At 29.1% G+C, this 13,349-nt stretch carries 12 protein-coding genes; all 12 read right to left on the minus strand.

The annotated features are described in order from the left end of the window. Nucleotides 1-40 precede the first annotated feature (40 nt). Nucleotides 41-1,657: an aspartate:alanine exchanger family transporter gene (locus tag WHD07_RS11030; protein ID WP_343328424.1), complete on the minus strand. Its 1,617-nt coding sequence runs from the start codon at nucleotides 1,655-1,657 to the stop codon at nucleotides 41-43. Nucleotides 1,658-1,848: 191 nt separating this feature from the next. Continuing rightward, nucleotides 1,849-2,484 (minus strand): DUF6973 domain-containing protein, encoded by a 636-nt coding sequence (locus WHD07_RS11035; RefSeq protein ID WP_343328425.1) that lies wholly within the window; start codon nucleotides 2,482-2,484, stop codon nucleotides 1,849-1,851. 316 nt (nucleotides 2,485-2,800) lie between these two features. Further along, nucleotides 2,801-3,709, minus strand: a complete 909-nt coding sequence (locus tag WHD07_RS11040; protein WP_343328426.1) for a helix-turn-helix domain-containing protein — start codon at nucleotides 3,707-3,709, stop codon at nucleotides 2,801-2,803. A 4-nt stretch (nucleotides 3,710-3,713) separates the two neighbouring features. Beyond that, nucleotides 3,714-4,163, minus strand: coding sequence for a 3-oxoacyl-ACP synthase (locus tag WHD07_RS11045; protein ID WP_343328427.1), 450 nt, complete (start codon nucleotides 4,161-4,163; stop codon nucleotides 3,714-3,716). Continuing rightward, entirely contained in the window at nucleotides 4,164-4,613 is a 450-nt protein-coding gene (locus WHD07_RS11050) for a GNAT family N-acetyltransferase (RefSeq protein ID WP_343328428.1), read from the minus strand. Between the two features lie 143 nt (nucleotides 4,614-4,756). Further along, a complete protein-coding gene (dinB, locus tag WHD07_RS11055) occupies nucleotides 4,757-5,839 on the minus strand; it encodes a DNA polymerase IV (protein ID WP_343328429.1) in 1,083 nt (360 codons plus the stop codon). Between the two features lie 106 nt (nucleotides 5,840-5,945). Next, the gene (locus WHD07_RS11060) at nucleotides 5,946-6,785 is read right to left on the minus strand and encodes an alpha/beta hydrolase family protein (RefSeq protein ID WP_343328430.1); all 840 of its coding nucleotides are present in this window, start codon (nucleotides 6,783-6,785) and stop codon (nucleotides 5,946-5,948) included. A gap of 10 nt (nucleotides 6,786-6,795) precedes the next feature. Further along, entirely contained in the window at nucleotides 6,796-7,401 is a 606-nt protein-coding gene (locus tag WHD07_RS11065; protein WP_343328431.1) for a LysE family transporter, read from the minus strand. A gap of 58 nt (nucleotides 7,402-7,459) precedes the next feature. Further along, on the minus strand, nucleotides 7,460-8,080 hold the full coding sequence (locus WHD07_RS11070; protein ID WP_343328432.1) for a LysE family transporter: 621 nt from the start codon (nucleotides 8,078-8,080) through the stop codon (nucleotides 7,460-7,462). A gap of 9 nt (nucleotides 8,081-8,089) precedes the next feature. Beyond that, nucleotides 8,090-8,710, minus strand: coding sequence for a LysE family transporter (locus WHD07_RS11075; RefSeq protein ID WP_343328433.1), 621 nt, complete (start codon nucleotides 8,708-8,710; stop codon nucleotides 8,090-8,092). Nucleotides 8,711-8,797: 87 nt separating this feature from the next. Further along, nucleotides 8,798-10,135 (minus strand): NADP-specific glutamate dehydrogenase, encoded by a 1,338-nt coding sequence (gene gdhA, locus WHD07_RS11080; protein WP_343328434.1) that lies wholly within the window; start codon nucleotides 10,133-10,135, stop codon nucleotides 8,798-8,800. Nucleotides 10,136-10,314: 179 nt separating this feature from the next. Continuing rightward, on the minus strand, nucleotides 10,315-13,347 hold the full coding sequence (locus tag WHD07_RS11085; protein WP_343328435.1) for a PEP/pyruvate-binding domain-containing protein: 3,033 nt from the start codon (nucleotides 13,345-13,347) through the stop codon (nucleotides 10,315-10,317). Between the last annotated feature and the right edge of the window lie 2 nt (nucleotides 13,348-13,349).

The following is a 13,349-nucleotide window of genomic DNA, read 5'->3' on the forward strand; positions in this document are numbered from 1 at the left end:
AATTATTAATAACTGCAAATTTAAGTTGATTAAAAATAGATTATAACATTGCCATTATTTCTGCCACAATTATTATAAGTACTAAAGAAAAAGGATATACTGCTGCATAAGCAACTTGTGGTGCTTCTGATTCGGTCATAGAATCTGTGGCACTTAATCCTGGAGTAGATGTCATTCCACCAGTTAATGCCCCTAAAATAGATAAAAAATTAATTTTTAACAAGAAACGCCCAACAAGAACAGTTGCAATCATTGGTATTAATGTAATAAGCGCTCCGTACAAAAATAAAATAAACCCATGTTTTTCAATAGCTGAAATTAAACTTTGTCCTGCTTTTAACCCTACAGGGGTAAGAAATAATAACAAACCGAACTGACGTAATATTTGATTTGCAGGTCCTGATAAATTCCAAATTACAGATCCAACTTTTCCTTTCCAACTTAAAAATATCGAAGCTAAAAGCACTCCTCCTGTAAGCCCTAATTTTAGACTGATACCTCCTAAAGGAATGGCAATAGCCCCCACAATAATACCAATTACAATACCAAATGCAACAGGTAAAAAACTGGTTTGTCCTATTCTTTTTAAACTGTCTCCAAAAAGTTGTGTAACAGCAGGAACGTTTCCTTTAGAACAAGAAACTAAAATTTTATCACCAAATTTTATTTTGGTTGTTGGGTGTGGTGCAAGATCTATACTTGCTCTTCTAATACGAGTAATGGTTGCAGAATAGTTTTCTAAAAGATTAAGTTCTCTAATGCTTTTGTTTACCACAGCATCATTACTTACTACATACCATTTTACTTCGTAAGTTCCACTACGAGGAATTTTTATATCGGTAACCTTACCTAATAAAACCTCTATTCTTTCTAATGCATTTACAGTACCTACAGCTTTAATAATATCTCCTGTTTCTAAAATGGTATCTTTTGTAGGTGAAATTGGTAACTGATTCGGTTTCATGATACGAGAAATATTCGCTTTGGTCATAAAACGTATTCTTAACTCTTTAATGGTTTTTCCATTAACGTTTTCATTAGAGATAATTAAGTTTTTGTTAATTACCATTGGTGTATTAGAAGTAGATTGTTCTTCGAAGTCTTTTTCTTCTTTTTTTACATTTACTCTAAATAAAGTAGGTCCTAATTTTACAAATAAGATAACACCTAATACCCCAAACGGATAGGCAATACCATAACCAATAGAAGCTAAAGGAGAGTGAGAAGCCTCTATAGAAGCCGCCAAACCAGGTGTAGATGTTAATGCACCTGTTAACAAACCACTCATCATATTCATATCTACATCATAAAGATAAGAAATAGATATTGCTGTTATTCCTCCTGTAATTACAGTAATTCCTGCTAAAATAATTAATTTTATTCCTTGTTCTTTAAAAGAACTAAAGAAAGAAGGACCTGCTTGCATACCTATGGTATAAATAAATAAAACTAACCCAACACTTTGTATGATTGGTGGAATATTAAAGGTAATACCATTTAAATTATACAAGTACCCGAAAAAGATAGCTACAAAAATAACTGCTGAAGTGTCAAAATTAATCCCTTTAATTCGAATGTTTCCAAGGGTAATTCCTAAGCCAATAACTAGAAATAACACGAAGTAATCTTTAGTGAGTAATTCTGAAAAAAATTCCATAATTTTTAATATTTATTTTAGTATAATTTTATAAAAAACTGAATTTCATTTAAGTGGGCAAAAGTAGGGCTTTACAACAATAAATTTTTATGATATTTATCACTTGAAGTCTTGCTATTGTTGGTTTTTTTTAGATAAATCTGCGCTAACAACCATGCCTATTGAACGAATACGTTGTAGTAAGTTTTTTCTTAATTAAAAACGAGGTTTTTACCTTTTTTAGAAGAAATTAAGCACTTATTATTTTCCCAAGTTCCCTTAAGTGACTCTTTGGCAATAACTTCTCCCTCACAAGTTAAAAAATTACCATTCATATCTTTTTTTATAATTTTAAAGGTACCTTTTTTAATAGCATTTACAATTTTATAAATTAATCCCTTTTTAGAAATTTTACTTCCTTTTGTTATTAATTGTAATCCTTGTTCATTATTATATAAATCCATTTCAGAAGATATTTCATCTGGCACTACTCCTTCTTCTAAATTTCTTTTTTTATAAGTAATATAATTTTCTTTTTCATGTGCTTTCCCTAAAGAACGCGCAGCTCTTTCTCCTATTTCTTGATGCATACGTGCCATCCAATAGGCATGCCTAAAGGCATCTACCTGACCCCCTGCACCATCGCCATCTAATAAGTTAGTTTTTGCAATAGAATCTGAAACCTTATTTGCTTCATTAGACACTTCCAAAGATTTTTTTGCTTTAAAAGGATGAAATAATACCCATTTTTTTATGGGGGCAGAAAGTTTAAAAAAACTTTTAAAATTAGATTGAGAAAACATTTGTAAAGAAAATAGTAGGACTAAAAAAAAGAAAAGTTTTTTCATAGAAAGAAATAATATAATTCATAAACTTAATATGGTAAAAATAAGGCTTTTTTTTAACCATGATTGCTAGCTCATCAATTTTAAAATTGTAAAAAATAAACGATCTTTTAGATAACATAAATTCAAAAAAAAGCCTTAATTCTAAAAAAAGAATTAAGGCAATTTAATTATATACTTTTCAAAAAAGTAAATTCTATGAAAAATTGGGGAATATAAATTCGTATTTTAAACATTAAATGTTGTCCTGCAAATTTAAGTGTAAACTATAATACAAGAAAGGTAATAAAGTGCTTTTAAACTGTAAAAATGGGACAAACTAACTTATAAATTGCTTTCTAAACGCATCTGGGGTAAATGTAGTATGCTTTTTAAAATACTTATAAAGATTAGCAGGATCTTTAAAACCTACCTGAAATGCAATTTCTTTTATAGAAAGATTATATTGCAAAAGCAATCTTTTTATTTTTATAATAACGGTATCATCAATAAACTCTTTAGCAGGTTTATTGGCTATAAATTTTACAACTGTATTTAATTTTTTTGTTGAAAAACCTAATTTATTTGCATAATCATACACTTTTTTAGTTTTAGCGTAATCTTCTTCTAAAGCACTCTGAAATTTAATAAACTCTTTTAAATATTTACTTTGTTGTATGTTATTATAATCTTTAGATTTTAATCGATAAATTAAGGTAATTAAAATATGCAAAAGACTTCTAATCAACTTATAAGAATACATATCATGTACAAGTAAAACTTCTTTTTCTATACCTTTTATTAATTGAAAAATACTTACAAAATCGCTATTTATTAATTGTGTTTTTGGAGACACTAATAACTCATTAAACATCTGTATTGCACTAGCAACCTCTATCTCATTTAAATAACTATTTAAAAACTCTTCTTTAAAACACAACAAAAAACCTTTTGTCTTTTTATCTAAATATAACTTATGCATTTGGTCTTTTCTAATAGACAGAATTGTTCCTTTAGTATAATCATAATCTGTAAAATCTATAGAATGCTTACCCGTATTTTCTGTAATAAAAATTAATGCATAAAAACTAACTTTATGATTTTTTGTTAAGACTTCTTCAGTTTCAAGTTCTACTAATTTTTCGAGTTTTACAATATCAAAATTATATTTTTCGAGTTTTTGGTAATTATGAGTTATAATGGGAGATTTTATCATTGATGATGAGCTATTTAAATCCCTAAAGTACATAATTTTAACTAATCCTTTTAATTATACTTTTTTTATTATTAAAAACTATTTGGTCACTAGTCTTCTTACCTAATAGTAGTTTCCCTATGGGTGATGAAACTGAAATAGCAAAATAGATCTTGCCATCAACGATTATTTGTCCTGCAGAAATAGATAAAAAATAGTTTGCAGAACTTGTTTCTATTACACTCCCCAAATGAGCAATAGTACTTTTTTTGTAAACATCTATTTTAGCCAAAACCTCTTTCATTTGATGAATTCCGGCAAGTTGCTGGCCAGCTTTTTCCATTTCTAACTGTAACATTGCACGCCCTGTTTCGTGCTTATCTCCAGCAGAACTTTTAGTTTCTGATTGCAACGCTTTTTGGTTAGATGAAATTATATCATCTACCGTTTGTAACCGTTTATTTACAAAAAACTCACATTGTTTAAAAAGAGCTTCTTTTATATCCATTTAAACTGTTTTAGAAAAACAAATACTATTTTCCATGTTTGTATACTGACCATAATTTTCAATCACTTTATAATTGCATTTCTTATAAAATTTAACTGCTTCTACTTGCCTTTTTCCGGTTTCTAATACACATTTTTGATATCCCAATTCTTTGGCCCAAATTTCTAATTCTGTAAGTATTTTTTGTGCAATTCCTAAACCTCTTTTATCAGGAGAAACAAACATTCTTTTTACTTCAACCGAAGTTTTATCAAACTTTTTTATTGCACCACAACCAACTGCCACCTTATCAACATAAACTAAAACAACATTTTTTAAAACATCAATATTATTAAATTGATGGTAAAAATCGTGTTCATCTCCATCTGTAATTTTTAAATAAGCATCTAGTTCTTTTACCAAATTGATAAAATCTATATTCTCGGAATTAGTTCTGATTATTTTTATCATAATTTGTGTTTTTTATCATTTCAAAAAAAATATTTTCAAATCCTTCTTTATTAGCTTCGTTAGCTACTTTCAATCAAATTACATTTTCAGTTAAGTAGCTTTTAAAAAAATATCTGCTAATAATACTAAAAGACACTGCATATCTAAAAATCGAACTTTAATTGCACCCAAACAGGTTCATTATCTTCTGTATTTAGATTGCCAAAAGATAAACCTAATAAACGTACAGAATTTGTAATTTTATCTTGAAACAACAACTCTTTTACCACAGGAAAAAATTCTTTTTTGGTTTGCATAAAATAGTCTTTGGTTTTACTTCTTGTTTGCTGTGTAAAATCAGAATATTTAATTTTTAAAGTAATAGTTTTTCCTTTTGTATCCGTTTTTTTCATGCGTTTTTCTAACTCGTCAGCAATTTTTTCTAATTTTTGAATCATAAAAATTTCTGAAGAAATGTTTTCGCTAAAAGTTCTTTCTGCTGCCACAGATTTCCGAATTCTATTGGGTTTTACCACACTATTATGAATACCACGAACAATATTGTAATAATGCGTCCCCGATTTACCAAATAACCTTATCAATTCTTCTAAAGACTTCTTTTTTAAATCATTTCCCACAAAAATGCCTAAATTATACATTTTAGCTGCCGTTACTTTACCAACTCCATAAAACTTATTTACGGGTAATTCTTCTAAAAATTGAAGAACTTCTTCTGGATGAACCGTTTTTTGTCCGTTAGGCTTGTTGATATCCGAAGCTACTTTGGCAATAAATTTATTTATAGAAATACCTGCGGATGCTCTTAAACCCGTTTTATCAAAAATACGTTGTCTAATTTCTCTTGCAATGGTATTTGCAGACGGATTTCCTTTTTTATTTTCTGTAACATCTAAATAAGCTTCATCTAAAGAAAGTGGTTCTACTAAATCTGTGTACTCATAAAATATTTCTCTTACTTGTAATGAAATTTCTTTATAACGCTTAAAATCTGAATTAACAAAAATTAAATGCGGACATTTTTGTTTTGCTAAAGTACCACTCATGGCAGATTTTACACCAAATTTACGGGCCTCGTAACTTGCCGCAGAAATAACTCCTCGTCTACCTTCGCCACCAACTGCAATCGCTTTTCCCCTTAATTCTGGATTGTCTAATTCTGCTACAGATGCGTAAAAAGCATCCATATCTACATGAATTATTTTTCTAAAAGGTGGTTGCAATTCCATGTTTCTAAAATACAAAAAAGATGTTGTTTGTTATTGCGAGTTTACGAAGCAGTCACTTTTTAAATAGACAGATTACTTCTTTCGTTCCTCATTTGTAATGACAAATCTATTTTAAAAAATCAATACAAAGCTGCGTTACTTTTGCTAGCTCTTTAGAAACTGTTTTTTCTTGCCAAGGATGAGAAACGTTAAACACATGATTTGCATTTTCTATAATCTCAAATTGACTTTTTGGATGCCATTTTTTTAGGTTTTCTGCTTCATTAATTAAAACAGAAGTATCCTTATCTCCATGAATTATTAAATGCGGAATCTTTAAATTTTCCGTAGCTTTTTTAACATCCAAACGTTTTTTATTCTGAATAAAATCTTCGTAAAATTGATAGAAGTGAGGCATATTTTGTTTTGTTCTTCCGTTTAAAACATATTTTACACCTTTTTGTTTCCATTCTTCTAAATCACCAACAGTTGCTGTTCTTTTTTCGAAATCACAAACTCCTGCTAACGTAATTACTTTTTTAACTCTAGCATCTTCATTGGTTTTTAATAATACAATACCTCCACCTCTACTGTGTCCGATTATAGAAATATCATCAGCATCAACCTCATTTTTAAATTTTTCTTCGGATGAAATCCAATCGATAATACTCCCTAAATCATCTAATTCTTTAGAGTAATTGTTATTACCAAAAGCTTCTAAATCTGGAAAATCTATGGGTTGCTCTAAAGTACCTCCGTTATGAGAAAAATTAAATTTGATAAAAAAGAATCCTGCATTTGCAAATGCTTCTGCCATTAAATTCCAAGCTCCCCAATCTTTAAAACCTTTGTAACCATGACAAAAAATAACTATTTTTTTTGGTTGATGTTCTTCTTTATAAAAAACATCTGTTACAATCGGTTTGTTATGTTTTCCTTTAACAAGGAAGTTTTTAATTATTTTCATCTTCTGTAAGTTATACTACAAATTTAAGAAATGTAATCAAAGCAAAACTTGCCGTAATAAAACTTAATAACAAATTGATGTTCTTGGTTAAATTACCTGTTTTCTGTTGAATCCATTTTGCAAATCTGCCATATAAATAAAGTATAAAATAGGCACCAATTACAGATCCTAACACAAAAAAAAGCGTAGAAACAACATCAAAATTAAAACTCTTAAATGTCATTAAAAGTACTGCTGCTCCACAAAAAAAAGGAATAGCGAACATGTTTAATAAAGACAAAATAATGCCTGTAAAAAATGAGTTTCTTTTCTTTACCTCTAACTGTTTCTTTTCTTTCTGATTCTGTTTGTAAAAATAAATTGATAAGAAAATAAGGACAACAATACCTAACTTCTCTAAAACCTCTAACAGTCTAGGATTTTCTAAAATGTATTCTATCATGTAAATAGACACATAAACTTGAATAAAAACAACTAAAGAAACACCCAATGTAAACTTGGTAAATTCTCTTTTATTAGCATCTAAACTAATTTTTAAGGCAGTCATATTTAACACACTTGGTAGCGTGTATCCTAAAAAGGAAAAAACAAACCCAAAGAAAAATAGCGAAATCATGTTACTTTATTTAGTAACAATTCTGTCGGAATTTATTTGAAAAAATTACTGTAGCGAATTAAAATAAGAGTTTTACAAGAGAAAAAAGAGCCACAAAACCGGTTAAAATTGCTAAAATAATATTGATATCTTTTGTTAGTTTTCCTGTTTTTTGTTGAATTGTTTTTGCAAATTTCCCATACAAAAAGAGGATATAATACGTACCAATTACAGATCCTAAAGTAAAAAACAAAATAGGTATATATTTAAAACTAAATAAATTAAAAGCCTCTAAAGTTATAGCTGTTCCGCTAAAAAAAGGAATTGCAAACATGTTTAAACCAGACAAGGTTATGCCTGTTAAAAGAGGTTTTGAGTCTTTCGCTTTTATGCCATCAACTTTAATTTTCTCTTTCTTAGATTCTCTATAAAAATAATAAGACAAGAGAATAAAAATAACAATACCAAATTTTTCTAACGTTTCTAAAATTGTGGGGTTTTCTGCAATATACTTGGTTAAAATAACGGCAATTATTACTTGAGGAATAACTATTAAAGAAACACCTAACGCATAATTATTTACAGCGGTTCTTCCTTTTTCTAAACTAATTTTTAAGGCAGTCATGTTTAACATACTTGGTGTAATAGACCCCACGAAAGAGAAGAAAAATCCGAAGAAAAAAAGTAAAAGTATGTTCAAAATTAATTATTATATATACAAATATACAGCATTTCCAATTGCAACAACTCCTGTTAAACAACCTAAAATAAAATCCATTTTAGAAGCAATAAAAGTTAATTTGTGTTCTATTTTGTTTGCAATAATCGCATACAAAGAGTATAAAGTAAAAGAACCCAAAGTAGAACCAATTGAAAAGTAAAAACTATTTAAATAGGAGTATTCAAAATATTCTAATCCTATTAAAACAGAAATTGAAGTAAAATAAAAAGGAATGGCAATGGTGTTTAAAGAAGACATGATAATACCGTGCAGATAAGCCTTAGACTTTGGAATTTCTTTTTTCTCTTTCTTTTCTATTGATGTAAAATACAATCTAAAAAAATTGATAGATAATAGAAAAAGTATTCCTGTTCCAATTTTTTGAATTAAGGTTATATATTCTGAATTTTTCATTAAAACACTAGACAAATAGGCTCCTATATTTGCTTGAAAAAATAAGATGGTTGCATAACCACCAATAAGATAAAATGCTGCTTTTTTACCATTTCTTAAACTGAATTTAACAACCGTTAAGTTTAAAAAACTAGGTGTAATACTACCTGCAGCAGCAATACAAAAACCTAAGAAAATAAAAATTAGAATGTGCATAAATTGTTTTTTACATAGGCAAATAAACAAAAAAACGCGTCAAAAAATTGACGCGTTTCATATTTGTAATAACTTAAAAGAGTTTTATTAAATAACTCCTTGATCTAACATAGAATCGGCTACTTTAATAAAACCAGCAATATTTGCTCCTTTTACATAGTTTATATACCCATCTTCTTCTGTTCCAAATTTTAAACAAGCAGTATGTATAGAGTTCATTATTTGGTGTAATTTAGCATCTACCTCTTCTTTTGTCCAGTTCATTTTCATTGCGTTCTGAGACATTTCTAAGCCAGAAACTCCAACTCCACCTGCATTTACTGCTTTACCTGGTGCGTATAAAATTTTAACTTTATGAAACTCATGAATGGCTTCTGGAGTACAACCCATATTAGAAACCTCTGCAACATATTGTACGCCATTTGCTATTAATTTAACAGCATCTTCTCCATTTAACTCATTTTGAGTAGCACATGGCATTGCAATATCACATTTTACGCCCCAAGGTTTTTCATTTGCATAAAAAATAGCTTCTGGAAACTCATCTGCATACGGAGAAACAATATCATTATTACTTGCTCTTAATTGTAGTAAGTAACTTATTTTATCCTCATCCAAACCTTTTTCATCATAAATATATCCATCAGGACCAGAAATTGTAACTACTTTTCCGCCTAATTCTGTAATTTTTAAAGCAACACCCCAAGTAACGTTACCAAAACCAGAAAGTGCAATTGTTTTTCCATTAAAATCATCATTTTTGGTTTGTAGCATTTCTTTTGTAAAGTAAACACCACCAAAACCTGTTGCTTCTGGTCTAATTAAACTTCCACCCCAATTTAAACCTTTACCTGTAAAAACGCCCGAGTTTTCTTGTTGTAATTTTTTATACATACCGTACATAAACCCAATTTCTCTAGCTCCAGTACCAATATCACCTGCAGGTACATCTGTACTTGGGCCAATAAAGCGCCATAATTCTAGCATAAAAGCCTGACAAAAACGCATAATTTCTGTATCCGATTTTCCCTTAGGATTAAAATCAGAGCCTCCTTTTCCACCTCCCATTGGTAATGTGGTTAAGGCATTTTTAAATATTTGCTCAAACCCTAAAAACTTTAAGATACTTAAATTTACACTTGGGTGTAATCTAATACCTCCTTTATAAGGGCCAATGGCATTATTAAATTGTATTCTATGACCTAAATTAACCTGAACATTTCCTGAATCATCAATCCAAGAAACTCTAAAAGTGAAAATGCGATCTGGTTCTACTAAACGTTCAATAATTTTTGCCGATTCGTATTGTGGGTTTTCATTATAAATTGTTTCTATAGATTCTAAAACCTCTTTAACAGCCTGTAAATATTCTTTTTCATTAGGATGTTTGGTTTCTAGATTTGTTAAAATTTCTGTAACATTCATATTTATATAATTAACAACTATTTATAAAATCATTTTAATAACAAAAATACATTTTTAAAATTGATTTTTAAACAACATATTTTGCTGTATTTTTAAGGATTAACAAAAAAATAACTCTTTTTTACGAATATGAAATATAATTAAATTCATAAAGGATATTTTTTATTGAATACATATTTTTACATAAATCCCTCAGGAGGCAACTCTTCATCGGTTTTTTCTTCATTAGGATAAATATCTTTTAAAGAAATACCTGCTTTAAAAATTGCTGCCTTATTATTGGTTCCATCAACAATAACGGTAAGCGGGTTTTTAAAAGAAATATGTCTTAAATAAGAATCTTCAAAGACAGCTTCTTGTTCATTTAAATAATCTACATCAAAAAAACCATCTTGTATAAACGGGTTTATGGTTAAATACCCCACTTTAAAGGAGGTTAAATTCTGAAAAAAATGAGTTCCCTGACTCGGGTCTATTCTAAAATCATTTAAACCAGATTCTACAATTATTTTTGCTGCAGAAATTTGAGACCAAAGTACCGGAATCCCTAACCAAGAATCACTAGAACCCCAACGACCAGGACCCACCAAAATATAGGGTTTATTTGCGGCTACAAATTTTTTATTAATGGCTTCTACTGCTTTTGCAATATCTCTTGTATTAGCAGAATTAAACGTGTGAGGTTTTACATAAACAACATCGCAAATGTTTTCATATTTTCCATTTCCTAAGGCAGATTCAGAATAAATAATAGTATCTAAAACATTTAAATTTTCGGGCAATTTACACACTGCTTCTACACTTTCTACAATAGGTCTAATTTGTAAAAAACTAAATTCTTTGGGTTTTCCTGAAGGCACATCTAGCTTTACTGCAAACTCTATTTCTATAGGATTTCTCATTTCTCTTTGCCCAACTCTTAATAATTCTTGTAAAATTTCTGGCAAAGGAAAAGTGTTGTATTTTAAAATATTATCAAAGGTAATTACCCGAATTCCATCATGCATTACGCCAGGTCTAATTCTATTATTTTGTAGATCGTAGGTAGATGCAACAAATTTTAAAGAACCATGATTTTCTGCTTTTCTAATAGTTACTTTCTTTTTATTAATGGCTTCACAAGTAGATGTTTGATAACTTTCTGGGTCTACATCTAAACCATAAAAATATTGTTGTGTATCTCTTTGTGTAGAACCCGGAGAGGATAATTGTAGTACTTTTTTGGGATGATAAGGTGAAAAACGTAAAGATTTTCCTCCTCCTACAATCAATTCTCCTAAACCTAAAGCAATATTAGCAATTCCTTCGTTTGGTTTTTCTTCTCCAATCGGATAAAAATTAATAGAACGTGCCACTCCCGATATATTTGGATAATACACGTCTTGGTATTGTTTACCGGTAACCTCTTGTAAAATTACCGCCATTTTATCTTCTTCTATGGTGTGTGATAATGCTTTTAAATAGGTTTTACTGTTTTCGAAAAAAGAAGAAGCCATAACCGATTTTATGGCATTAGAAACCATTTCAACTTTTTTATCAATATCAGAATCCGGAATCATATAGGTTGAAAAAACACCTGCAAAAGGCTGAAAATTAGAGTCTTCTAAAATACTAGAAGATCTAATGGCAATTGGGCATTTGGTTGTTTTTAAAAATGCTTTAATATCTTCTAAAGCCCATTCTGGTAAATCTTTTGAAATAAATTTATTTAGTATTTTATCATCATCAGAACATTCTGCAACAAATTCAATTAGCTTATGAGTATCAATAAATTGATCAAAAACTTCGGTACTTATTACAACGGTTCTTGGTATTGATATGCTTACGTTTTCATATTTATTATATAAATTATTTCGCTTTAAAAAAGAGTCTATAAATGCCAAACCTCTTCCTTTTCCTCCTAAAGCTCCTTCTCCTATTCTTGCAAAGCCAACAAATTCATCATATTTAAGTTTGTTAAATTTTACAATTACTCCTCTAGACCTATAAATTCTATATAGTTTAATAGCGTTATTTAAAAACTCTCTTATTTGATTGCTGTTTTCAAAATCATCATATTCTATAGTGCTTAATAAATCTGCCAAAGGAAAAAGTGCTCTAGATTTTAACCATTTAGAAAACTCGCTTCTTGTGGCATGATACATTAAACAATCTTCTGTAACAATTTTTATTGCTTTTTGAAATTCATTTAAATCTTTGGCTTTAGCTAAGACTTTCATTTGTATGGGATCCCAAAACTCAAAGTCGCCAAATGCAAAGTATTTTACAATATAATTTTTAATATCAACCCCTAATGTTTCTGAATGCTTGTATAAAAATTTCCCTTTAAGCTCTAAAGTTCGTTTTTTATTATTGGCATCCGAAGATTGAATTAAAAAAGGAAAATAACGCTTGTAATTTCTTACATAATCTAAAAATAAAAATCCTGCATCTTCATTTCGCACACCATCTTTAAAATAATTCACATCAGATATTACACCTAATAAGTTTTCTTTGTAGGTATCAAATAAATGCATTCCTTCTTCATAAGTTGTTGCCAATAAAATTTTTGGTCTTCCTCTCATTAACAACATTTTTCGTTGCTCATTTAACCCTTCAGACATTATTTGTTGGGTTTGTTTAAGGATCACTTTATAAATAAGTGGAATATATCTTGAATAAAATTTAAGGGAATCTTCTACCAACAAAATGGCTTTTACACCAACACCATTAATATCAACTTCGGCATTCATTCTATCTTCCGTTAACTTTATAATGGCCAAAAATATATCTGCATTGCCATTCCAATGAAAAACAAAATCGATAATACCTGTGTTCCCTTTTTTTAACTTGCTTCTTAATTCTGATGAATGATGACTTAATGCCGCAATGGGTACATTAGGAAACGTTTCTTTAATTATTTTTGATGTTTCAAATGCTTTATAATGACCAATATCTAACCAAGTAATAACAATGTCTATTTTATGAGAATCCATTATTTTAATGGCTCTTTTTGCAGAATTTGCGTGCACAAAATTTGGTGGATATCTTAAGTTTAACGAAGTATATTCATTAAAAATTCGCTCTTCAATTCTACCATCTTCTTCGAGCATGTAAAAATCATAGTTAGAACAAACTATTAACACTTGGTTAATTCTTTTTTTCATTAACTTATCGAAAGTAACTTCTTTAAATGCGTAAGATTTTAAGTTGTCTATTATATTTTCTTTCATAT

The sequence above is a fragment of the Polaribacter staleyi genome (assembly GCF_038024045.1).
Classification (GTDB): Bacteria; Bacteroidota; Bacteroidia; order Flavobacteriales; family Flavobacteriaceae; genus Polaribacter; species Polaribacter butkevichii.

What these genes read in the sequence shown, in the direction of transcription:
- WHD07_RS11030 (WP_343328424.1), bottom strand. Translation starts at nt 1,657, where the DNA reads ATGGAATTTTTTTCAGAATTACTCACTAAAGATTACTTCGTGTTATTT.
- WHD07_RS11035 (WP_343328425.1), bottom strand. Translation starts at nt 2,484, where the DNA reads ATGAAAAAACTTTTCTTTTTTTTAGTCCTACTATTTTCTTTACAAATG.
- WHD07_RS11040 (WP_343328426.1), bottom strand. Translation starts at nt 3,709, where the DNA reads ATGTACTTTAGGGATTTAAATAGCTCATCATCAATGATAAAATCTCCC.
- WHD07_RS11045 (WP_343328427.1), bottom strand. Translation starts at nt 4,163, where the DNA reads ATGGATATAAAAGAAGCTCTTTTTAAACAATGTGAGTTTTTTGTAAAT.
- WHD07_RS11050 (WP_343328428.1), bottom strand. Translation starts at nt 4,613, where the DNA reads ATGATAAAAATAATCAGAACTAATTCCGAGAATATAGATTTTATCAAT.
- dinB (WP_343328429.1), bottom strand. Translation starts at nt 5,839, where the DNA reads ATGGAATTGCAACCACCTTTTAGAAAAATAATTCATGTAGATATGGAT.
- WHD07_RS11060 (WP_343328430.1), bottom strand. Translation starts at nt 6,785, where the DNA reads ATGAAAATAATTAAAAACTTCCTTGTTAAAGGAAAACATAACAAACCG.
- WHD07_RS11065 (WP_343328431.1), bottom strand. Translation starts at nt 7,401, where the DNA reads ATGATTTCGCTATTTTTCTTTGGGTTTGTTTTTTCCTTTTTAGGATAC.
- WHD07_RS11075 (WP_343328433.1), bottom strand. Translation starts at nt 8,710, where the DNA reads ATGCACATTCTAATTTTTATTTTCTTAGGTTTTTGTATTGCTGCTGCA.
- gdhA (WP_343328434.1), bottom strand. Translation starts at nt 10,135, where the DNA reads ATGAATGTTACAGAAATTTTAACAAATCTAGAAACCAAACATCCTAAT.
- WHD07_RS11085 (WP_343328435.1), bottom strand. Translation starts at nt 13,347, where the DNA reads ATGAAAGAAAATATAATAGACAACTTAAAATCTTACGCATTTAAAGAA.